The 21,706-nt window shown below is 37.9% G+C and carries 24 protein-coding genes, 2 rRNA genes and 2 other annotated features; all 26 genes read right to left on the reverse strand.

What is annotated here, in order from left to right; all coding sequences use genetic code 11:
- Nucleotides 1-260 precede the first annotated feature (260 nt).
- Nucleotides 261-860 carry a class I SAM-dependent methyltransferase gene (locus tag BR72_RS13755; RefSeq protein WP_035433730.1) on the reverse strand — a complete coding sequence of 200 codons (600 nt, stop codon included), beginning with the start codon at nt 858-860 and terminating at the stop codon, nt 261-263.
- A gap of 76 nt (nt 861-936) precedes the next feature.
- Nucleotides 937-1,299 (reverse strand): 50S ribosomal protein L7/L12, encoded by a 363-nt coding sequence (rplL, locus tag BR72_RS13760; protein WP_035433732.1) that lies wholly within the window; start codon nt 1,297-1,299, stop codon nt 937-939.
- 70 nt (nt 1,300-1,369) lie between these two features.
- The gene (gene rplJ / locus BR72_RS13765; protein ID WP_035433733.1) at nt 1,370-1,870 is read right to left on the reverse strand and encodes a 50S ribosomal protein L10; all 501 of its coding nucleotides are present in this window, start codon (nt 1,868-1,870) and stop codon (nt 1,370-1,372) included.
- A gap of 40 nt (nt 1,871-1,910) precedes the next feature.
- Nucleotides 1,911-2,052: a sequence feature (ribosomal protein L10 leader region), on the reverse strand.
- A 49-nt stretch (nt 2,053-2,101) separates the two neighbouring features.
- The gene (gene rplA / locus BR72_RS13770) at nt 2,102-2,794 is read right to left on the reverse strand and encodes a 50S ribosomal protein L1 (RefSeq protein WP_035433734.1); all 693 of its coding nucleotides are present in this window, start codon (nt 2,792-2,794) and stop codon (nt 2,102-2,104) included.
- Between the two features lie 181 nt (nt 2,795-2,975).
- Nucleotides 2,976-3,401 carry a 50S ribosomal protein L11 gene (gene rplK, locus BR72_RS13775; RefSeq protein ID WP_001085872.1) on the reverse strand — a complete coding sequence of 142 codons (426 nt, stop codon included), beginning with the start codon at nt 3,399-3,401 and terminating at the stop codon, nt 2,976-2,978.
- 170 nt (nt 3,402-3,571) lie between these two features.
- Entirely contained in the window at nt 3,572-4,105 is a 534-nt protein-coding gene (nusG, locus tag BR72_RS13780; RefSeq protein ID WP_035433735.1) for a transcription termination/antitermination protein NusG, read from the reverse strand.
- 126 nt (nt 4,106-4,231) lie between these two features.
- The gene (gene secE, locus BR72_RS13785; RefSeq protein WP_020062280.1) at nt 4,232-4,411 is read right to left on the reverse strand and encodes a preprotein translocase subunit SecE; all 180 of its coding nucleotides are present in this window, start codon (nt 4,409-4,411) and stop codon (nt 4,232-4,234) included.
- A gap of 32 nt (nt 4,412-4,443) precedes the next feature.
- Nucleotides 4,444-4,590, reverse strand: coding sequence for a 50S ribosomal protein L33 (gene rpmG, locus BR72_RS25645; protein ID WP_081625682.1), 147 nt, complete (start codon nt 4,588-4,590; stop codon nt 4,444-4,446).
- 224 nt (nt 4,591-4,814) lie between these two features.
- Complete coding sequence (locus tag BR72_RS13790) at nt 4,815-5,495, reverse strand: RNA polymerase factor sigma-70 (RefSeq protein ID WP_035433737.1); 681 nt, start codon at nt 5,493-5,495, stop codon at nt 4,815-4,817.
- Between the two features lie 67 nt (nt 5,496-5,562).
- Nucleotides 5,563-6,075 (reverse strand): NYN domain-containing protein, encoded by a 513-nt coding sequence (locus tag BR72_RS13795; protein ID WP_035433738.1) that lies wholly within the window; start codon nt 6,073-6,075, stop codon nt 5,563-5,565.
- A gap of 2 nt (nt 6,076-6,077) precedes the next feature.
- The gene (gene rlmB / locus BR72_RS13800; RefSeq protein WP_035433739.1) at nt 6,078-6,821 is read right to left on the reverse strand and encodes a 23S rRNA (guanosine(2251)-2'-O)-methyltransferase RlmB; all 744 of its coding nucleotides are present in this window, start codon (nt 6,819-6,821) and stop codon (nt 6,078-6,080) included.
- Between the two features lie 2 nt (nt 6,822-6,823).
- The gene (locus BR72_RS13805; RefSeq protein WP_035433741.1) at nt 6,824-7,225 is read right to left on the reverse strand and encodes a Mini-ribonuclease 3; all 402 of its coding nucleotides are present in this window, start codon (nt 7,223-7,225) and stop codon (nt 6,824-6,826) included.
- A 2-nt stretch (nt 7,226-7,227) separates the two neighbouring features.
- Entirely contained in the window at nt 7,228-8,625 is a 1,398-nt protein-coding gene (gene cysS, locus BR72_RS13810; RefSeq protein ID WP_035433742.1) for a cysteine--tRNA ligase, read from the reverse strand.
- On the reverse strand, nt 8,606-9,271 hold the full coding sequence (cysE, locus tag BR72_RS13815; RefSeq protein WP_035433744.1) for a serine O-acetyltransferase: 666 nt from the start codon (nt 9,269-9,271) through the stop codon (nt 8,606-8,608). The genes cysS and cysE overlap by 20 nt, the downstream gene beginning before the upstream one ends.
- A gap of 249 nt (nt 9,272-9,520) precedes the next feature.
- Nucleotides 9,521-9,769 (reverse strand) — a binding site (T-box leader).
- Between the two features lie 48 nt (nt 9,770-9,817).
- Entirely contained in the window at nt 9,818-11,275 is a 1,458-nt protein-coding gene (gene gltX / locus BR72_RS13820) for a glutamate--tRNA ligase (protein WP_035433745.1), read from the reverse strand.
- 89 nt (nt 11,276-11,364) lie between these two features.
- Complete coding sequence (gene ispF / locus BR72_RS13825) at nt 11,365-11,841, reverse strand: 2-C-methyl-D-erythritol 2,4-cyclodiphosphate synthase (RefSeq protein ID WP_035433747.1); 477 nt, start codon at nt 11,839-11,841, stop codon at nt 11,365-11,367.
- A gap of 162 nt (nt 11,842-12,003) precedes the next feature.
- Entirely contained in the window at nt 12,004-12,687 is a 684-nt protein-coding gene (ispD, locus tag BR72_RS13830; RefSeq protein ID WP_035433749.1) for a 2-C-methyl-D-erythritol 4-phosphate cytidylyltransferase, read from the reverse strand.
- Between the two features lie 14 nt (nt 12,688-12,701).
- Nucleotides 12,702-13,802, reverse strand: coding sequence for a PIN/TRAM domain-containing protein (locus tag BR72_RS13835; RefSeq protein WP_035433751.1), 1,101 nt, complete (start codon nt 13,800-13,802; stop codon nt 12,702-12,704).
- A 160-nt stretch (nt 13,803-13,962) separates the two neighbouring features.
- Nucleotides 13,963-15,036, reverse strand: coding sequence for a DNA integrity scanning diadenylate cyclase DisA (disA, locus tag BR72_RS13840; RefSeq protein ID WP_035433753.1), 1,074 nt, complete (start codon nt 15,034-15,036; stop codon nt 13,963-13,965).
- A 3-nt stretch (nt 15,037-15,039) separates the two neighbouring features.
- The gene (radA, locus tag BR72_RS13845) at nt 15,040-16,416 is read right to left on the reverse strand and encodes a DNA repair protein RadA (RefSeq protein ID WP_035433755.1); all 1,377 of its coding nucleotides are present in this window, start codon (nt 16,414-16,416) and stop codon (nt 15,040-15,042) included.
- 94 nt (nt 16,417-16,510) lie between these two features.
- Nucleotides 16,511-18,946 (reverse strand): ATP-dependent protease ATP-binding subunit ClpC, encoded by a 2,436-nt coding sequence (clpC, locus tag BR72_RS13850; RefSeq protein WP_035433757.1) that lies wholly within the window; start codon nt 18,944-18,946, stop codon nt 16,511-16,513.
- Nucleotides 18,947-18,959: 13 nt separating this feature from the next.
- Nucleotides 18,960-20,033 (reverse strand): protein-arginine kinase McsB, encoded by a 1,074-nt coding sequence (locus BR72_RS13855; RefSeq protein ID WP_035433759.1) that lies wholly within the window; start codon nt 20,031-20,033, stop codon nt 18,960-18,962.
- A gap of 4 nt (nt 20,034-20,037) precedes the next feature.
- Nucleotides 20,038-20,586, reverse strand: coding sequence for a protein-arginine kinase activator protein McsA (locus BR72_RS13860; RefSeq protein ID WP_035433761.1), 549 nt, complete (start codon nt 20,584-20,586; stop codon nt 20,038-20,040).
- 96 nt (nt 20,587-20,682) lie between these two features.
- Nucleotides 20,683-21,144 (reverse strand): CtsR family transcriptional regulator, encoded by a 462-nt coding sequence (locus BR72_RS13865; RefSeq protein WP_035433763.1) that lies wholly within the window; start codon nt 21,142-21,144, stop codon nt 20,683-20,685.
- A 255-nt stretch (nt 21,145-21,399) separates the two neighbouring features.
- Nucleotides 21,400-21,515, reverse strand: a 5S ribosomal RNA gene (gene rrf, locus BR72_RS13870).
- 50 nt (nt 21,516-21,565) lie between these two features.
- Nucleotides 21,566-21,706: ribosomal RNA gene (locus BR72_RS13875) — 23S ribosomal RNA — on the reverse strand; the annotation flags it as partial.

Genomic DNA, 21,706 nt, shown 5'->3' on the forward strand with positions numbered 1-21,706 from the left:
AAAATGCACAAAAAATGTGCAAAATCACAACTAAATACGACTGACGCAAATTACGTAGCCTTTTTCCCAAAAAAGATAGATACGTTGAGTGTTTCTAACTGCTCAAAAAAGAAAAATGGCTTCTATAAGAAAACCATCATTCTGTTTCATCATCTGCTGATTTTACTATCTTTTCCAAGACAAGCAAAAATATACATTGTTCTCAACGCAGAAAATCATATATTGGCATTTTATAATGTTAACACAACCAAAAATAACAGTCAACGTTTTTTTGATTTTATGATATAATAGCCTTTTTTCTTTTCTACGACTTCCACAACATCGAGCACTTCTTCTAGTTTTTTCATCGCGGATGGTGCACCTTGCTTTTTCTGGATTACAATCCAAAGTTCTCCGCCCGGCACAAGATAATCCACTGCTTTTTCTAGAATCTCATGCACCACGTGCTTTCCAGCTCGGATTGGCGGATTAGATAGAATAGCAGCGTATTTTCCATTCACATTTTCATATACACTACTTTCATAAATCCGGACATTTCCAATTCGGTTATTAGCTGCGTTTTCTTTCGCAAGCCCAAGCGCCCTTTCATTTACATCCACCATATGAACTACGCGTTCTTGAAACTCTTTCGCTAAAGATAAACCTATCGGACCATATCCACACCCGACATCTAATACATCACCTTGAGCATCCGGCATCTGAAACGCTTCAATTAAAAGACGCGAACCAAAGTCCACTTCACTTTTTGAAAATACTCCGTGGTCAGATAAGAAAACAAATTGCGATCCTCTGAGCGTATATTCCCAACGTTTACGATCACTTTTACTAGAAGGATCGTTAGAAAAATAATGGTCTGCCATACGGCCACCTCTTTTCTTTACAGTTAAAAAAAAAGCTCGCATGAGAGCGAGCTTTTCTTAAAGCTTCAAAAGTTAATTACTTAACTTCTACTACAGCGCCAACTTCTTCAAGTTTAGCTTTGATTTCTTCAGCTTCATCTTTAGAAACGCCTTCTTTAACTGCTTTTGGAGTGTTGTCAGCTACTTCTTTAGCTTCTTTTAATCCAAGACCAGTGATTTCACGAACAACTTTGATAACTTTGATTTTTTGAGCGCCTGCTTCAGCAAGTACTACATCAAATTCAGTTTTCTCAGCAGCAGCTTCACCAGCAGCGCCACCCATTACAGCTACAGGAGCAGCAGCAGTTACGCCGAATTCTTCCTCGATAGCTTTTACTAAGTCGTTAAGTTCTAATACAGTCATATTTTTAACTGCTTCAATGATTTGTTCTTTAGTCATTGTAAATATCCTCCCTTATTAAATAAGTTCATATTGTTTGATCGATAATACGTAATTATCTTTTAAAAAATTAAGCGCCTTGCTCTTCTTTTTGATCAGCAACAGCTTTTGCAGCAAGTGCAAGGTTGCGGATTGGAGCTTGAAGAACGCTAAGAAGCATAGAAAGTAAGCCTTCACGTGATGGAAGAGTAGCGATAGCTTTAACCTCATCAACAGTTACAAGTTTACCTTCAATTACACCAGCTTTAATTTCTAAAGCTTCGTGATTTTTTGCAAAGTCGTTTAATACCTTCGCAGGAGCAACTACATCTTCGTTACTGAACGCGATAGCGTTTGGTCCTGTTAGGAATTCATTTAACTCAGTTAGTTCAGCAACTTCTGCAGCACGACGAGTTAAAGAGTTTTTGTAAACTTTGAACTCAACGCCAGCTTCACGTAATGCTTTACGTAATTCTGTTACTTCAGAAACTGTTAAACCACGGTAGTCAACAACGATTGTTGATTTACTTTCGCTAAGTTTACCAGCGATTTCAGTTACAACATGTTGTTTTGCTTCGATTGCTTTAGTCATGTTATTACACCTCCTGTAGATTATATAGAAGATGTACCGAAAGTGCACTAAAAAGCCTCCGTGCCCAGTTATAGACATGGAGGCATATAGTCACAGAAAAATTCCGTTCCGTATATTTACACCTCGGTAGGATATTAAGCCAAAATGGCACCTACTGTCTACGGTACACTATTAAAATTCACAACATAGATGATTATATTAGAACTTCATCATGAAGTCAACTTCCAATTTTTACGCAATAGTTGAAACGTCAACGCGTACGCCAGGTCCCATTGTAGAAGCAACTGTTACGTTCTTCATGTAAGTACCTTTTGCAGCAGCTGGTTTAGCTTTTAGAAGCGCATCAGCAACTGTTTCTAAGTTTTCAACTAATTTTGCATCTTCGAAAGATACTTTACCGATTGGTACATGGATGTTACCAGCTTTATCAACGCGGTATTCTACTTTACCAGCTTTGATTTCGTTAACTGCTTTTGTTACGTCGAAAGTAACTGTTCCAGTTTTAGGGTTTGGCATTAAACCTTTAGGTCCTAATACACGACCAAGTTTACCAACTTCACCCATCATGTCAGGAGTTGCTACTACTACGTCAAAGTCAAACCAACCTTGTTGGATTTTGTTGATGTAGTCTGCATCACCTACGAAGTCAGCTCCAGCAGCTTCAGCTTCTTTTAGTTTTTCGCCTTTAGCGAATACTAATACACGTTGTACTTTACCAGTACCATGTGGAAGAACAACTGCACCACGAATTTGTTGGTCAGCTTTCTTAGGGTCAACACCTAAACGGAATGCAGCTTCTACACTTGCATCAAATTTAGCTGTGTTTGTTTTCTTTACTAATTCTACTGCCTCTGTTGCAGAGTAAGCAGTCGCACGATCAACAAGCTTTGCAGCTTCTACGTACTTTTTACCTCTTTTAGCCATTTTTATTTCCTCCTCAATGTGGTTTTAGCGGAATAACCTCCCACGTTTACGCATTTTTTCCGATACGATCGAGGATGCGCGCCCATCCTTTTATTTAAAAAACGACATTCATTTACGATAATAAAGGTTGCGAATTGGAACACCAGACCCGCAACCTCTTTTACAAAAAAAACAAATCGAATTAGTCTTCGATAACAATGCCCATACTGCGTGCAGTACCTTCAACCATACGCATTGCAGCTTCTACGCTAGCAGCGTTTAGGTCAGGCATTTTAGTTTCAGCGATTTCGCGAACTTTATCACGCTTAACAGTTGCCACTTTATTACGATTTGGTTCACCAGAACCAGACTCGATACCAGCTACTTTCTTAAGAAGAACAGCAGCAGGAGGAGTTTTAGTAATGAAAGTGAATGAACGGTCTTCAAATACTGTAATTTCAACAGGAATGATTAGACCAGCTTGATCTGCTGTACGAGCGTTGAACTCTTTACAGAAGCCCATGATGTTAACACCTGCTTGTCCTAATGCTGGACCAACTGGTGGAGCTGGGTTAGCTTTACCTGCAGGAATCTGAAGTTTTACCATTTTAATTACCTTTTTAGCCACGAGACACACCTCCTTAAGTCCGTGATGTGGTCAATGGGCAATTATTTTTTGCCCTCCCACTTCATATTTTATCTTTAGCGATAAAATTTTCTCAAAAAACGTCTCCGTTTCCGAAGACGTATTGACTTTAAAGATATTATCACTTTTTACAATTCATTTCAAGTTCGATTTTATAATTTTTCAATTTGGTGGAAGTCTAACTCAACTGAAGTTTCGCGACCAAACATATCAACAAGCACTGTAACCCTTTGTTTTTCTAGGTCAATTTCATTAATAGCACCTGTATAGTTCGCAAACGGACCTTCATTCACACGTACAGTCTCATGAAGTTCAAAGTCAAAATCAACCACTTCATTTTCCATTCCCATGTGTTTTAAGATCACAACTACTTCTTCTTCCAATAACGGAGATGGTTTTGAACCAGATCCAGAAGAACCAACAAACCCTGTTACTCCTGGTGTATTGCGAACAACATACCAAGAATCATCTGTCATGATAAGTTCTACTAATACGTAGCCAGGAAATACTTTCCTCTTCGTTATTTTCTCTTTTCCGTTTTTCATCTCTACTTCTGTTTCCTCTGGAACAATAACACGGAAAATCTTATCTTGCATACCCATCGATTCTACACGTTTCTCTAGGTTCGTTTTTACTTTATTTTCATATCCAGAATAAGTATGGACAACATACCAACGTTTTTCCATTGATTTAGGACGACCGTCCTTCCCTCCCTGACGTACATTTTTTCGCGCAAATGAAAAAACCCGTTCACCGGGCTTTTACACAGTTCGTATAAATAACATTAACATTATATCATGTATAAGTGCTTCTTATTCAAGAATTAAACGAATTAAAGAAGAAATCCCCATATCCACCACTGCAAAGAAAACTGCACAGAACACAACAGTTGCAATTACAGTCAGTGTCGAACGGAATAATTCATCTTTTTTCGGCCAACTTACTTTTTTCATTTCACGGCTTACATCGCCAAAAAAGTTCGTCAAACGCATTTCCGGAACCTCCAGTGCATAATTACGATTGTTTATTTTGTTTCCTTATGAATCATATGCGCATTGCATGTTTTACAAAATTTCTTTATTTCAAGACGCTCTACTGAGCTTGTATCTTTCATTGTGGAATAGTTTCGATTATTGCACTTTTCACATGCGAGTACAACTTTTTTTCTCACTTGTTACACCAGCCTCGTAACATTATTTCCTTAAAAATGTATCATACAATAAAATACAATGTCAATGACACTCCCCCTACTCCAAAAAGAAAAGGAGAGGAAAAGCCCCTCTTTTATATTAATCTATTATTTTAATATACCTTTAAGCAACATCTATATAAACCCGTTTTTTATTCCCAAACATATAAGCTGCCGCTATGTATATTTGGTTTTTTAAATGGCATTTATATATTTCGCTTAATAGAGGGTGCATTAACGGTTGCCGTTTCTCTCATTTCCATATAACGTTCTAGTTTTCTTTTCACTCGTTGCAGAGCGTTATCAATGGATTTCACATGACGATTCAATTGCTCTGAAATTTCTTGATACGACCTTCCATCTAAGTACAAAGACAGTACTTTTCTTTCTAAATCGCTTAATAATTCAGATATTTTTGATTCTATATCAACATACTCTTCTTGGCTAATAATCATCTCTTCAGGATCCGTCATCTTCGCTTCAGATATAACATCTAATAAAGTGCGATCAGATTCTTCATCATAAATCGGTTTGTCTAAAGATACGTACGAATTTAAAGGAATATGTTTCTGTCTTGTCGCAGTTTTAATAGCGGTAATAATTTGGCGTGTAATACATAATTCCGCAAAGGCTTTAAAGGAAGATAGCTTGTCCTCTTTATAATCACGAATCGCCTTAAATAATCCAATCATACCTTCTTGAATAATATCTTCACGATCAGCTCCAACTAAAAAATAAGATCTTGATTTGGCACGTACAAAATTTTTGTACTTATGAATCAAATACTCCAGCGCATCTACATTACCTTTCCTTACTAATTCAACTATCTCTTCATCCTCTAAACCATTAAATATAACATTGTTGTCGCTTACGAAGTCTACTTCCAATCTGATCCCTCCGACCGCTAGTTATTTAACAATATTATACAGTAAGCACAAGGAGAGCGTCAATGTTTCAACGCCCTCCTCGTCTTAACTTTTCTAATTTTTCTGTAACTTCATCACTAAATATCGTTCGCATAGCCGGTTGTGTTTCTTTTGTTTTCTTCGTTTCATCACGTACGGTACGTTCCATCGCCTGAACTTCTATCTCTAACTCCCGCGCTGATTTACGCAGGGCACCTTGTCCAAAAATAGCCCACTGCTCTGTGTAATCAGACGTCGCAACATAAATACGCGTATTAATATTACGTAGTTCAATCGCGAGTTGCTCGATTTTCTCATCAGCTGTTTGGTTCTTTCTTGTAAAAATTACGTCAACACGCGCCTGTTTCATCTTCTTTTCAATTCCATAAACAGAATATGCATCAAACACAATCATAACTTTCGTGCCTGTATACCCTTGATAATCTGCCATTTTATCAATAAGTAAGTCGCGTGAAGCCTGCAAATCTACATCCCTTAGCTTTCTTAAATCTGCCCAAGCCCCAATAATGTTGTAGCCATCAACGATTAAAATATCATTCATTCTTACTTACCGATTGGATAACGTTTCCGATACACTTCATACATTAATAAACTAGCAGCAACTGAAGCATTTAAGGATGTAACTTTACCTGCCATCGGCAAATGGATGAGGAAGTCACATTTCTCGCCAATTAAGCGACTCATACCTTTCCCCTCACTACCAATAACTAAGCCAATTGGCATCTTTCCATCTAAATTACGATAGTCATCTTTTCCTTTTGCATCTGTACCTGCAATCCAAAGCCCACGCTCTTTCAACTCATCAATCGTTCTCGATAAATTTGTCACACGAGCTACCGGAACATACTCAATCGCTCCCGTCGAAGCCTTCGCAACTGCCGCTGTTAAACCAACCGCTCTGCGTTTTGGAATAATAATACCGTGAGCTCCTACCGCATCTGCAGTACGCATAATAGAACCTAAGTTGTGCGGATCTTCAATCTCATCAAGAATTAAAAAGAAAGGATCTTCATTCCGCTTAGCAGCCACTGCAAATAAGTCCTCTAAGTCCGCATATTCATATGCCGCCACTTGCGCAACTACACCTTGATGATTCCCTTCTACAAGTTGATCTAATTTTTTCTTTGGTGAATTCTGTACTAAAATTTTGTTTTCCTTCGCTAATGCAAGTACAATTTGCACTTGTCCTTTTGCAGCACCTTCTGCAATCCAAATCTTATTAATATCGCGCCCTGATCTCAACGCTTCAATTACAGGGTTACGACCAATAATATATTCACTATTCACGCTTACGCGCCTCCCTCCTGATTCTCTAATACACGAATCGCTTCAAATACAATCTCTTCTATTCGCGTTTGATGATTTAATAAATAATGATATCCAATCACCGCTTCAAAAGCAGTACTATGCCGATACGTTTGTACATCCGTATTCTTCGGAACAGAACCTGATTTTGCATTACGCCCTCTTCTTAATACAGCTTCTTCTTCCTCAGTAAGAAATGATGTCTCTAGTAAATGATAAACAACTTTTGCTTGCGCTTTTGCAGAAACAAAGTTTGTACTCAAACGATGTAGTTGGTTCGGACGAACTGTTCCTTTTTGAAGCAGGTGATAGCGGATATATTGTTCATATACCGCATCACCCATATACGCTAACGCTAAGCTATTCAATTGCTTTGCATCAATCATGTTTAACCTCTTTTCCATCTCGTACCTTGTGGTGTATCTTCCAAAATAATGTTACGCTCTTTTAACTCATCGCGAATTTGATCAGATAATGCAAAATCACGATTTTGACGAGCCTCAATACGTTTTTGGATTAATGCTTCAATTTCCTCATCAAGCAATTCTTCTTTCGTTAATTCTAATCCTAAAATTCCAAATAACGCTTCAAATTGCTTCATGTACGATTCAATTACCAATTTTGATGTATGCTCTTCTAATAAATATTGATTTGCATAATTTGCTAAGTTGTATAGCTCTGTTACAGCGTTTGCTGTATTAAAGTCATCATCCATTGCCTCTTCAAATGCAACCTGGAACTTCTCCAGCTCAGCTAACCACTTCTCATTATGATCCGTTAAATCTGTGCTACTTTCCATACGATGCTTTAAGTTACCATAAGCCGTTTTAATACGATCTAATCCGTTACTTGTATGTTGCAATAATTCCTCACTAAAATTAATCGGGTGACGATAATGCACAGATAACATAAAGAAACGAATTAATTGTGGATCGTACTGCTTAATAATATCGTGAACAAGAACAAAGTTACCTAACGATTTAGACATTTTTTCATTATTAATATTAATATATCCATTGTGCATCCAGTAACGTGCAAATGTTTTTCCAGTCAACGCTTCTGATTGCGCAATTTCATTTTCATGATGCGGGAATGTTAAATCTTGCCCACCAGCATGAATATCGATTGTATCACCTAAATACTTACGTGCCATTGCCGAGCATTCAATATGCCAACCTGGGCGACCTTTCCCCCAAGGGCTATCCCAGAAGATTTCTCCTTCTTTTGCTGCTTTCCATAACGCAAAGTCAAGTGGATCATGTTTCTTTTCTCCAACTTCAATGCGCGCACCATGACGAAGGTCTGCAATTGGTTGATGTGATAATTTACCGTATCCTTCAAATTCTTTCGTTTTGTAATACACATCACCTTCAGATTCATATGCATATCCCTTAGTTACAAGTTCTTGAATAAACTCAATAATAATATCCATATTTTCCATTACACGAGGGTGAGCCGTTGCATGTTTGCAACCTAATGCAGTTACATCTTCAAAGTATGCTTTAATAAAGCGGTCTGCAATTGTCGGAACATCTTCTCCTAGCTCATTCGCCACTTTAATTAATTTATCATCTACATCAGTAAAATTAGAAACATATTGTACATCATACCCTTTATGTTCTAAATAACGACGTACTGTGTCGAATACCATAGGTGGTCTTGCATTCCCAATATGAATGTAATTGTATACAGTTGGTCCGCATACATACATTTTCACTTTATTTTCTTCTAAAGGAATAAACGCTTCTTTCTGACGCGTTAACGTATTATAAATGTGAATAGTCATTTTTATCCATCCTTTCTGTTTTCAATACTAATTGTTTTTTCAATTGTTCAAGCTCTTCTTCCATCGCTTTCAACTTATCAAAAATTGGATCCGGAAGATCACAATGATTTAATTCTTGCCCTACTTTTACGCCATTTTGAATCACGACACGACCAGGAATGCCTACAACTGTAGAATGCGCAGGCACTTCTTTCAGTACAACTGAACCAGCACCAATTTTGGAATTTTCTCCAACCGTAATCGATCCAAGTACTTTCGCACCTGTTGCAATTAACACATTATCTTTAATCGTTGGATGACGTTTTCCTTTTTCTTTTCCTGTTCCACCTAATGTAACACCTTGATAAATTGTCACGTTATCTCCAATTTCACACGTTTCTCCAATTACAACGCCCATACCATGATCGATAAAAAACTTGCGACCGACCGTTGCTCCTGGGTGAATTTCAATACCTGTAAAAAAACGACTCATTTGCGAGATAGCACGTGCAAAAAAGAAAAACTTCCGTTTATAAAAGGCGTGCGCAATACGATGTGCCCAAATTGCGTGCAATCCAGAGTAAGTTAAAATTACTTCGATATAACTTCTCGCCGCTGGATCCTGTTCAAAGACGACTTCAATATCCTCCCGAAGCCTCTTAAACATCTGTGTTCCCCCTTTTTATTTAAAGTGAAACTCCCCTCAGTGGATTTCTTTTCCACCAATCTAGTTTTTCCGGCTATCGATACATACAAACTCTATCCACACCTGTAAGGTATATATGAACCCACTTTAAATTCTCGACATATAGAGTGCTGCTACGCATGACCAGTGCTCCCGACCAGCTAAAAAGAATGGTTTTATGTCGCTTTTTCAATTTGAGTTTATATAGAAAAAGGCGTCTCTGTCTATATAGACAGAGACGCCTTACAAGCGCGGTTCCACTCTGTTTAGGCCTAAAAAGACCTCAAACTCAAACATGATAACGGTTTATACCGCTTCTGCTTACTTTACATCATCATGACGTTTCTCGACATACATTCGTTGTTCAGCAGAAGACTCAAAGGGGCACTTCAAAAATCCGCTTTTAAACCACTTCCAGCCAAATGGTGGTTTTCTCTGTGAAAAGCATGATTTTCTACTTCTCCTTCTCGTCGCTTTTGTTTATTTCGTTTTGGAGTATTTTTATTATATTTCTAAATCCGTAAAATGTTAACCAATTACTTTACGAACACGATTTAAAACTTTTTCTTTTCCAAGAAGCGCAATTGCATTTGGAAGTTCTGGACCGTGTGTTTGACCAGTTGTCGCAACACGAATTGGCATGAACAAGCCTTTTCCTTTTTGACCAGTTTGTTTTTGAACAGCTTTAATCGCTGCTTTAACCGCTCCAGGTTCTACTTCTTCTAATGCTTCTAATTCTGCCGCAAACACGCGAAGAACTTCTGGTACTTGTTCGCCTTTCAGTACCTCTTGTCCTTCTTCTTCATAATCTACATGGTCTTTAAAGAACATATCAGATAACTCAACAATTTCAGCACCGAAGCTCATTTGATCATGATATAGAGCAATCACATCGCGAATCCAAGCTAATTCTTGTTCACTTGAATGTTCACTTACACGGCCAGCTTTCACTAAATGCGGTAAGCTTAATTCAACAACGCGATCTAAGTCCTGCTTTTTCATATATTGGTTATTCATCCATTTTAATTTTTGAGAATCGAATAACGCTGGTGATTTCGATAAACGAGCTGCATCGAACATTTCAATAAACTCGTCCTTAGAGAAGATTTCCTCTTCCCCTACTGGTGACCAACCTAATAATGCGATAAAGTTAAAAATTGCTTCTGGAAGATATCCTAACGCTTCATATTGTTCAATAAATTGAATAATTGATTCGTCGCGTTTACTTAATTTTTTACGGCTTTCATTCACGATTAAAGTCATATGACCAAATTGCGGTACATCCCAACCAAATGCTTCATAAATCATCATTTGTTTTGGTGTATTCGAAATGTGATCATCGCCGCGAAGAACATGTGAGATTTCCATAAAATGATCGTCTGCTGCTACAGCAAAGTTATAAGTTGGAATACCATCTTTCTTCACGATAACAAAATCACCGAAATCATTTGAGTTAAAGGATACTTCACCTTTTACGATATCATTAAAAACATATTCACGGTTTTCAGGTACGCGGAAACGAATGCTCGGAATACGTCCTTCTTCCTCGAATTGTTTAACTTGTTCTTCTGTTAGTTCACGGTGATTACCTGCATAGCGAGGTGTTTCACCACGAGCGATTTGCCCCTCACGTTCTGCTTCTAATTCTTCTTCTGTCATATAGCATTTATATGCTAAACCACGCTCAAGTAAATCTTCATATAACTTTTTATAAATATCTAAACGCTCCATTTGACGGTACGGACCGTATTCACCACCAACATCAACACTTTCATCCCAGTCCATGCCAAGCCATTTTAAGTATGTTAATTGGCTTTCTTCGCCGCCAGCAATATTACGCTTTACGTCTGTATCTTCAATACGGATAATAAATTTTCCATTTTGACTACGAGCGAATAAATAGTTAAATAATGCCGTACGTGCATTTCCGATATGTAAGTGTCCTGTTGGACTTGGCGCATAGCGCACTCTCACTTGCTTTTCCATAATTGGTACACCTTCCATTCTTAATGTCAACAGATTCCTTAATTGTACACCAAAAAATTATGATTATCCATCTTGCGAATTAAAAACAACTATTTTTTCTGTAATAATATAATAGCCTGTGAAGCAATTCCTTCTTCTCGTCCTGTAAAACCTAATTTTTCTGTTGTCGTCGCTTTTACATTCACATTCTCGACTTCTGTTTGCAGCAGCTCACTAATTCTTGCACGCATACTTTCAATATGTGGTGCCATTTTTGGCTTTTGAGCAATAATTGTGCAATCTAGGTTTCCAAGTACATATCCCTGCTCTGTAACAAACTCCCATACTTTTTGCAAAAGTACAGCTGAATCCGCATCTTTAAATGCAGGATCTGTATCTGGAAAGTGCTTACCGATATCTCCCGCGGCGATTGCTCCTAAACAAGCATCTGCAATTGTATGTAAAAGGACATCAGCATCAGAGTGTCCAAGTAAACCTTTCTCATATGGAATTGTAATCCCACCAATAATTAATGGTCTTCCCTCTGCAAATGCATGCACATCAAAACCTTGTCCAATTCGAAACATTTCCAATTCCTCCTCAAACTACGCTCATAAATTTTATCCCGCTACTTATGAGCAGCTTCATATTCTATTACTCGCGTGGACCTTTATATGTCCGCACGCCGAAAGTTCCACTCTATACATAGAAAAGCTCGGTAGCTACCGAGCTTTTCTATTATAACATCGCTACTGTATTTGCAAAACGCGCAAGAAGCTTTCAGCAATCACCAAATCTTCAGGTGTTGTCACCTTAATATTGTAATAGCTTCCTTCTACAACTCCTACCTCTTTAGAAAGACGTTCTACCAAACTGGCATCGTCAGTCCCAAGAAAATCCGCTTGTTTTGCACTTTCATGCGCCTCTAACAAAATGGGAACATGAAACCCTTGTGGTGTTTGAACCGCTCGCAACTGGGAACGTTCTACTGTTTCAACAACAGCATCATGCATTACTTTTTTAATTGTATCTTTCACAGGCACTGCACAAATAGAGGCACCTTTTTCTTTCGCCATTTGCAATACATCTTCAATCATCTTCTTCGTCACAAACGGGCGTGCACCGTCGTGGACAAGTACATACTCTACCTCTCTTACATGCATAAGAGCATTATATACACTATCCTGACGCTCATTTCCGCCTTGAACAAATAGGATATCTTTTTGGATATGATAAGTTTGAAGAAGTTCTTCAAAATAAGAACGTTCTCTCTCATTAATTGCTAAAATAATTTGTCCACATTGTTCATCTTTTTCAAAAGCCCGTAATGTATGAACGATAATAGGGGCATCATCAAGTTGCAAAAACAACTTATTTTTCCCCGCGCCCATACGCTTACCTTGTCCTGCTGCTGGAATAATTAATGTATACATCGTCAGCCCTCTACTTATAATGCTTTCTCTAACAATTTACGCTTGGCAAAGATCATACGGCCTGCAGATGTTTGCAATACACTTGTAACAAGTACATCAATTTGAGAACCGACATACTCTCTACCGTCTTCGACAACGATCATTGTACCATCATCTAAATATGCAACACCTTGATTTTGCTCTTTCCCATCTTTCACGACATATACTCTTAACTCTTCACCTGGAAGTACAACTGGCTTAATGGCATTTGCTAAATCATTAATGTTTAAAACCGTCACACCTTGCAATTCAGAAACTTTATTTAAATTAAAGTCATTCGTAACAACAGTTCCACCAGTTAATTTTGCTAGTTTTACAAGCTTACTATCGACTTCTTGAATGTCTTCGAAATCACCTTCATAAATTTCTACTGGGATAGGTAACTCTTTTTGAATACGATTTAAAATATCCAAACCTCTTCGTCCGCGATTACGCTTTAACGCATCCGAAGAATCAGCAATATGTTGTAATTCTTCTAATACAAATTGCGGAATGACAATTGTTCCTTCCAGAAATTTCGTTTGGCAAATGTCCGCAATACGACCATCAATAATAACACTTGTATCTAGTATTTTCCAATCGGAAGTTGACGTTTCTACTTCCTCATTTTCATTGCTCGCATTTTTTTTCTTTCCTCCGCGTTGCGGTAATGTAAACAATCCTAACAATTCATTTCTCTTTTTAAACCCTACTTGGAATCCTAAATAACCAAGTAATAGTGTAAAGAAGATTTGCAATACTGTACTAATGACTTGAATGGTAATTTCGCGAATCGGAATCAAGATCAAATACGCAACAATTAGTCCTGAAATTAACCCTAATGTTCCAAATAAAACATCTGTAACGGGTGCTTTTACAAGCGATTCCTCAATATGTTTAATAAGCTGAACAATATAATCTACAAGCCAAAATGTTGTTAAAAATAAAATGATTGCGCCAATAATTGCACGAATATAAGAGCCTTCAAGCCAAGGTACTGCACCTACACCTAACATATCAATCACTTTTGGAATAAGAAAAATCCCTAACGCTCCTCCGATAACTAAAAAGAAAAGCTGTACGATTCGTTTTAACATTCAACCACCTCCTACTCATTATTAACCATTACTTCGCCACTCAAAACGTCGAGTGCAAAAGTGGACGTGTTTTTTTATGATTTGTTTTATTTACCAATATATCATATCATATATAAAAAATCTTTGAGTGTTGTTATATTATGAAATCAATGTAATATTCTTAATTGTGTCTACTCATATACAAGTGTTCTTGAATTCGTTTTAAACCCTCTCGTATCTTTTTCGCCCGCACTTCTCCAATTCCTTCCACATCATCCAAATCTGCAATTGTTGCACGGCAAATTCCTTGTAAATTCTTAAAACGATTAATTAAGTTTTCGATAATAAGAGGTGGAACTCTAGAAATTTTACTTGCAATTCGATACCCTCGCGGTGTAATGCTTTCTTCTAGTTTCATTTGTCCAGAATATCCAAGTAGTTTTACTAAGTCGCTATCTTCTAGAAGTTGAGCATTCGCAAGCTCTTGTAATTTTTTCAAAATTTGATAGTGATCCTGTGTTTTTTCATGATAATAATCTTTAATTAATAGCGCGGCTTCTGCCTCTACGTCAGCAAGCAATTCTGTTAATTGTAAACGAATAAGTCTTCCTTCTGTTCCTAACTCATGAATGTAACTAAAGATTTCATTTTTAATACGCAGCATCATCTCAACGCTATGCAATACATGTACAACTTCAGACATCGTAACGACTTCTTCAAATTCCAAAATACCAAGGTTCGTTATTCCTTCATTCCATACAGCCTTATACTTTTCTAATGTTTGAATTGCTTGGTTTGCTTTTGTTAAAATAACCCCAATATCTTTCAATGTATAACGTAAATTCCCTTGGTATAAAGTAATTACGTTTCGTCTTTGTGAAATAGCAACAACAAGACTATTTGTTTGCTTCGCTACTCGCTCTGCCGTTCGGTGGCGCATCCCTGTTTCAATGGAGTCAATAGTTGCATCTGGAACTAACTGCCCATTCGCAATTAAAATTTTACTCCCCGTTTCATTTAAGATCAGAGCTCCATCCATTTTTGCTAGTTCGTATAGACTAGCAGGAGAAAAGGCACAATTAATATGAAATCCTCCATCAACAATACCTTTAATTTGCTCATTGTATCCGAGTACAATAAGCCCACCCGTTTGTGCACGAAGCACATTATCAATTCCTTCTCTTAGCGGTGTCCCCGGTGCAACAAGCTGCAAAATATTAATAATACTTTTAGAACGTTGCTTGTTTTCTTCCATATCTTATCCTCCTAGTGCAATTCGAAGAGCCTCTCCTATATTTGATACGCCAACTACTTCAATCCCTTCTGGAATCGTCCATCCACCTAAATTTTTCCTCGGGATAATTACACGTTGAAATCCTAGTTTTGCCGCTTCTTGTACACGTTGTTCAATACGAGAGACACGACGAACTTCTCCAGTTAAGCCAACTTCACCAATAGCAGCATCGCCTGGGGAAGTCGTTTTATCACGAAAACTTGATGCGATACTTATTGCAACTGCCAAGTCTACTGCCGGTTCATCTAACTTGATTCCTCCAGCAACTTTTAAATATGCATCTTGGTTTTGGAGCAATAGTCCTGCCCTTTTTTCAAGCACTGCCATAATGAGAGAGACACGATTATGATCAACCCCCGTTGCCATTCTTCTTGGATTTCCGAAACTTGTAGGAGAAATCAATGCTTGTATTTCTACTAAAACAGGTCTTGTCCCTTCCATAGAGGCAACAACCGTTGAACCCGCAACACCCACAGGCCTTTCTTCTAGAAAGATTTCAGAAGGATTTAATACTTCTGAAAGGCCAAGTTCCTTCATTTCAAAAATCCCCATCTCATTGGTTGAACCGAAACGATTTTTTACTGCTCGTAAAATTCGATATGTATGATGACGATCTCCTTCAAAATAAAGAACAGCATCCACCATATGCTCTAACATACGAGGACCGGCAATAGCTCCCTCTTTCGTTACATGTCCTACAATAAAAATAGGTATTCCTTTTGTTTTCGCAAGCTTCATTAACTCTGCTGTGCATTCACGTACTTGTGCGACACTTCCCGGTGCTGAAGTTACTTCTGGCAAATGAATCGTTTGAATAGAATCAATTACAACAAATGACGGATTCATTTCATCTATATATAGTGCAATTCGTTGTAAATCTGTTTCTGATACAACAAATAAATTATCTCCCTTTACATGAAGACGATCTGCCCGAAGTTTAATTTGTTTTGCAGATTCTTCCCCCGATATATATAAGACATCATAGGAAAGGTCTGCTAGTTGTGATGATATTTGCAACAGCAATGTAGATTTCCCGATACCAGGATCCCCCCCTATAAGTACGAGAGAACCATCTACAATTCCTCCTCCAAGAACCCGATTAAATTCTTGAAAATTCGTTTCAATACGCGCTTCTGTTTTCGTTTCCACTTCTTTCAAACGACGAGGCTTCGTTACTTCAGTTTGAATTGCATTTGCATAATTAAGTCGACGTGATGATACAACTGGCTCCATCTCCTCAACTAGGGTATTCCACTGTCCACATCCTGGACACTTTCCCATGTACTTCGGTGACTGATAACCACATTCTTGACATATAAATTTTGTTTTCTTTTTAGCCATCGTTTTTACACTTCACTTTCATGTGTAACCAAAATATTTCCTTCTCGTACAAGAAAGAGGGCTATCCTTTAGCCCCCTTTTTGTTTGTCTATACTTATTTTACCTTTTCTGCACTACGAATGACAAATGTTTCCCCTTCTGTATCAAAAACAACTTTTTGACCTTTCTCAACAACACCTTTAAGGAGCTCTTCCGATAATCGATCTTCAACATGTTTTTGAATGGCACGGCGTAGTGGACGTGCACCATACTCTGGATCAAATCCTTTATCAGCAATCGCTTCAATTGCCACATCTGTTAGTTCTAAATCAATATCTTGTTCTTTTAAACGTTTAACTAACTGTTCTACCATAAGAATAACAATTTCTTTAATATGTTTCTTCTCTAATGTATGGAACACAATAATTTCATCAATGCGGTTTAAGAACTCAGGACGGAATGCCTTTTTCAACTCATCCATTACTTTACTCTTCATATCTGCATAATCACGACCTTCATCTTGTACATTAAATCCAAGATGTTTATTTCGTTTTAATGCATCTGCACCGACGTTAGAAGTCATAATCACAATTGTATTACGGAAATCGACTGTACGGCCTTTTGAATCAGTTAAACGACCATCTTCTAGTACCTGCAGTAAAATATTGAATACATCTGGATGCGCTTTTTCTACCTCATCAAGTAAGACAACAGAGTATGGTTTTCTACGAACCTTTTCTGTTAATTGGCCACCTTCTTCATATCCAACATATCCTGGAGGCGATCCAACTAAACGAGAAGTAGAGTGTTTCTCCATGTACTCCGACATGTCAATACGAATCATCGCATCCTCATCACCAAACATAGATTCCGCTAATGCACGTGCAAGTTCTGTTTTACCAACACCAGTTGGTCCTAAGAAAATAAAAGAACCGATTGGACGTTTTGGATCTTTTAAACCTGCTCTTGCACGGCGAACCGCTTTTGCAACTGCAACTACAGCTTCATCCTGTCCGATTAAACGATCATGTAAAATTTTTTCTAAGTTCAATAGTTTGTCTGTTTCTGTTTGAGCTAGCTTAGAGACTGGAATTCGTGTCCATGTTGAAACAACATTTGCAATATCTTCTACTGTTACTTCTGAGTTCTCTTTACCTTGCTGCTCTTTCCATTGACGCTTCGTATCCTCTAATTTCTCACGTAGACGTTGTTCCATATCACGTAAAGAGGCTGCTTTCTCAAATTCCTGACTTTGCACTGCTGCGTCTTTTTCTTTTCTTACTTCTTCTAGTTTCAATTCAAGCTCTTTTAAATTTGGTGGTGTTGTATAAGAGCGTAAACGAACCTTTGAAGCCGCTTCATCAATTAGATCAATTGCTTTATCAGGTAGGAAGCGATCTGTAATGTAACGATCAGATAATTTTACAGCGGCATCGATCGCATCATCTGAGATAGAAACGCGATGATGCGCTTCATAACGGTCACGTAATCCTTTTAAAATTTGGATTGATTCTTCTAGACTTGGTTCATCCACTTGAATTGGTTGAAAACGTCGCTCTAATGCCGCATCTTTTTCAATATATTTACGATACTCATCTAGCGTTGTTGCTCCAATACATTGCAATTCTCCGCGTGCTAATGATGGTTTTAAAATATTGGATGCATCAATTGCTCCTTCTGCACCACCCGCACCTATTAATGTATGAAGCTCATCAATGAATAAAATAATATTACCTGCTTGACGAATTTCATCCATGACCTTCTTTAAGCGGTCTTCAAACTCACCGCGATATTTCGTACCAGCAACTACAGTACCCATATCCAGTGTCATAACACGCTTATCACGTAAAGTTTCTGGAACTTCATTATTTACAATTTGTTGTGCTAATCCTTCAGCAATCGCAGTTTTACCAACACCAGGCTCTCCGATTAGTACAGGATTATTTTTTGTTCTTCTACTTAATACTTCGATCACACGTTGAATCTCTTTGCTGCGGCCAATCACTGGATCTAAACGCCCTTCACGAGCTACAACTGTTAAATCGCGAGCTAAACTATCAAGTGTCGGTGTACTTGCATTAGCAGAACCACCACCTTGATGGCCAGATGCTGTCTCATTACTACCAAGAAGCTGCAGTACTTGTTGACGTGCTTTATTTAAACTTACACCTAAATTGTTTAAAACACGGGCTGCGACCCCTTCTCCTTCACGAATAAGACCAAGTAAAATATGCTCCGTTCCCACGTAAGAATGGCCTAGTTTACGCGCTTCATCCATGGACAACTCTATTACTTTTTTTGCACGTGGCGTATAGTGAACTGTTTGAGATACCTCCGTACCACGTCCAATTAGCGCTTCTACTTCCTTTTGAACTTTCTCCGGGCTTAATCCAAGTGCGACCAATGCTTTCGCAGCAATTCCTTCTCCTTCTCGTACAAGACCGAGTAAAATATGCTCTGTTCCAATATTATTATGACCAATGCGAATTGCTTCTTCTTGAGATAACGCTAATACTTTTTGTGCTCGCTCTGTAAATCTTCCAAACATCATATAAATCACACTCCTACTTCGCTCGATTTTGTTCAATTTGTAATCTTTCACGAATAAGTGCTGCTCTGCGGTAATCCCTTTCATCAGGTTGCAGTGGACCACCAGCATATTGCTGCAAAATTCCCGGTTGAGTAAGTACCATTAACTCTGTTAAAATATTTCTGGATATGTTTTCGATATATCCAAGATCAATGCCAAGTCGCACATCCGATAAACATGTTGCAGCCTCAGCAGATTCAATTAAACGGCTATTTGCCAATACACCATAAGAACGATATACCTTATCCTCGAGCTCTACGCTTGAATTTTTCATGATAGATTCCCTCGCCGTTCGCTCTTGGTGAATAAGTTGCTGAACAACACTCTTTAAATCTTCTACAATATCTTCTTCAGGTTTTCCTAATGTCATTTGATTCGAAAGTTGAAATATATTTCCTTGTGCTTCACTACCTTCACCATATATTCCTCTTACCACTAAACCAAGTTGATTAATTGCTTGAACGATACGATTCATTTGTCCTGTTAACACAAGAGCAGGCAAATGCATCATTACTGAAGCTCGTAAACCCGTTCCTATATTTGTAGGACAACTCGTTAAATAACCAACTTGTTCATCGAATGCGTATTCAACCTGACTTTCTATCCAATCATCAATCCGATTTGCACTATGCAGCGCTTCTGATAACTGTAGTCCGGGAAATAAACATTGAATTCGAATATGATCTTCTTCATTAAGCATAATGCTTACTTGTTCATTCTCAGATAATAAACAAGCACCATATTCTGTTCCCACTAAATCTGGACTTACAAGGTGCTTTTCTACTAATACTCTGCGCTGCAACGGCTGAATGCTATTCATTTGTAAAAGCTCAAATATCCCAAAAGGTTCCAGTGTTCGATTAGCAAACCTTTCTTGAAATACTTTAATCATTTGCTCCGCTTCTTCATTTGTTAACATCGTCGGAAATTGGTAATCTCGTAAATTCCGAGCCAACCGGACGCGACTACTTAAAACAATATCGGAATCAGGACCATCTTCCCTCATCCACGGGCTAATCGCTTCGTTCATAATACGATCGAGTGACATAGAACTATTCCCCCTCTCTATGCTCACGAAGCTCATTTTCTAAACTGCGAATTTTATCACGTAATTCTGCAGCCTGTTCAAACTCTTCTTGTTGTATGCATTCCTGCAATTTTAGTTTTAACTCATCTAATTCTTTTTTTAGATGAACATTTCCTCCCATACGGTTAGGAATTTTCCCATTATGACTTGTATGCCCGCCATGAAGCCGCTTTAGCATCGGTTGTAATTGTTCTTTAAATGTTTCATAACAAGAAGAGCAACCAAATCTACCGATCTTTGCAAATTGAGAATACGTCATATTACATTTCGAACATTGCAACGGATCCATATTCGCAGAGCCATTGTCTTTTTTCTCAATTGTAGGTTGTTCACCATGTAGTAAACCTGCTAATAAATTATGAAATGAAAAACTAGATTTGTTTGATTGAAAGAAAGACGTATATCCATTTTCTTGTGCACACTGCTCGCAAAGATGAATCTCCGTCTTTTCTCCATTCATTACTTTTGTAAAATGTAGCGTTGCTGATCGTGAATTACAGTTTTGACAAATCAACGTATTTCCCCACCTTTACAATAGGAACGAATTATGAATTTATAACCTTATTCGTTCAACTAGCCTTTAGGAGATTGATTATTCCTAAAAGAAGTTTTACTTATATTTCAGTGTTCTAAGCATCGCTCGAAGTATACGTGCTCGCAGTTCATCTCGAAGTGGTAAGTCTGTTAGTAGTACAGATCGATCTAACACACTAAACATGAGCTTCGTCTCCCTGCTTGTAACAATATCTTCTTCAGCTAAACGCCTTATTATATTCTCGGCGCTTGACTGAGCAATACTATACTGAATCATTTGTAGCATTTGATCAATAATGTCTATATCATCATGCAATTTGACTTTTATAATGCGAATGTAACCTCCGCCACCTCGTTTACTTTCCACTACAAATCCTCTTTCTAGCGTAAAACGAGTATTAATAACGTAGTTAATTTGAGATGGCACGCAATCAAACTTATCAGCAATTTCGCTTCTTTTAATTTCAATTGCATTATTATTACTTAAGTCAATAACTTGCTTTAGATATTGTTCAATAATATCAGATATATTTCTCATTTATCCTCCACCTTTATTGACTTTGACTATCTTTGACTTTAATTATATACGTATTAAAAAATTTTGCAACTCTTTTGCTTCCTTCTCTATCCTATCCATATCTTCTCACGTTTAATCAACCGTTCTTTATTTTATGAATGAGGAATATAAAGTTTCCTAATTATAAAACGAAACTTCCAACAATGAGGATTTTCAATTCAGCTTTTATAGGATAAAAACACAAAAAAGACGAGTCCATTGACTCGTCTTTCGTTTGCCTGGCAACGTCCTACTCTCACAGGGACAAAGTCCCAACTACCATCGGCGCTAGAGAGCTTAACTTCCGTGTTCGGTATGGGAACGGGTGTGACCTCTCTGCCATCATTACCAGACTTATGAAGGTATATTCCTTCAAAACTAGATAACATCTGCTTCATATTATTTGATTAAGTCCTCGATCTATTAGTATTCGTCAGCTCCACGTGTCACCACGCTTCCACCTCGAACCTATCAACCTGATCATCTTTCAGGGATCTTACTAGCTTAACGCTATGGGAAATCTCATCTTGAGGGGGGCTTCATG

Source organism: Bacillus sp. UNC322MFChir4.1 (genome assembly GCF_000746135.1).
In the GTDB taxonomy this organism is placed as follows: Bacteria; Bacillota; Bacilli; order Bacillales; family Bacillaceae_G; genus Bacillus_A.

Bases quoted from the DNA above. Each gene is read 5' to 3' on its own strand.
- rplL (WP_035433732.1), bottom strand. From the start codon at position 1,299: ATGACTAAAGAACAAATCATTGAAGCAGTTAAAAATATGACTGTATTA.
- secE (WP_020062280.1), bottom strand. From the start codon at position 4,411: ATGCGTTTGACGAACTTTTTTGGCGATGTAAGCCGTGAAATGAAAAAA.
- BR72_RS13755 (WP_035433730.1), bottom strand. From the start codon at position 860: ATGGCAGACCATTATTTTTCTAACGATCCTTCTAGTAAAAGTGATCGT.
- gltX (WP_035433745.1), bottom strand. From the start codon at position 11,275: ATGGAAAAGCAAGTGAGAGTGCGCTATGCGCCAAGTCCAACAGGACAC.
- ispD (WP_035433749.1), bottom strand. From the start codon at position 12,687: ATGTATACATTAATTATTCCAGCAGCAGGACAAGGTAAGCGTATGGGC.
- nusG (WP_035433735.1), bottom strand. From the start codon at position 4,105: ATGGAAAAACGTTGGTATGTTGTCCATACTTATTCTGGATATGAAAAT.
- cysE (WP_035433744.1), bottom strand. From the start codon at position 9,271: ATGTTTAAGAGGCTTCGGGAGGATATTGAAGTCGTCTTTGAACAGGAT.
- disA (WP_035433753.1), bottom strand. From the start codon at position 15,036: ATGGAAGAAAACAAGCAACGTTCTAAAAGTATTATTAATATTTTGCAG.
- BR72_RS13855 (WP_035433759.1), bottom strand. From the start codon at position 20,033: ATGTCACTCGATCGTATTATGAACGAAGCGATTAGCCCGTGGATGAGG.
- clpC (WP_035433757.1), bottom strand. From the start codon at position 18,946: ATGATGTTTGGAAGATTTACAGAGCGAGCACAAAAAGTATTAGCGTTA.
- radA (WP_035433755.1), bottom strand. From the start codon at position 16,416: ATGGCTAAAAAGAAAACAAAATTTATATGTCAAGAATGTGGTTATCAG.
- BR72_RS13835 (WP_035433751.1), bottom strand. From the start codon at position 13,802: ATGTTAAAACGAATCGTACAGCTTTTCTTTTTAGTTATCGGAGGAGCG.
- ispF (WP_035433747.1), bottom strand. From the start codon at position 11,841: ATGTTTCGAATTGGACAAGGTTTTGATGTGCATGCATTTGCAGAGGGA.
- BR72_RS13805 (WP_035433741.1), bottom strand. From the start codon at position 7,225: ATGATTGATGCAAAGCAATTGAATAGCTTAGCGTTAGCGTATATGGGT.
- BR72_RS13795 (WP_035433738.1), bottom strand. From the start codon at position 6,075: ATGAATGATATTTTAATCGTTGATGGCTACAACATTATTGGGGCTTGG.
- rplJ (WP_035433733.1), bottom strand. From the start codon at position 1,870: ATGACTAAAGCAATCGAAGCAAAACAACATGTTGTAACTGAAATCGCT.
- rplA (WP_035433734.1), bottom strand. From the start codon at position 2,794: ATGGCTAAAAGAGGTAAAAAGTACGTAGAAGCTGCAAAGCTTGTTGAT.
- cysS (WP_035433742.1), bottom strand. From the start codon at position 8,625: ATGACTATTCACATTTATAATACGTTAACGCGTCAGAAAGAAGCGTTT.
- BR72_RS13865 (WP_035433763.1), bottom strand. From the start codon at position 21,144: ATGAGAAATATATCTGATATTATTGAACAATATCTAAAGCAAGTTATT.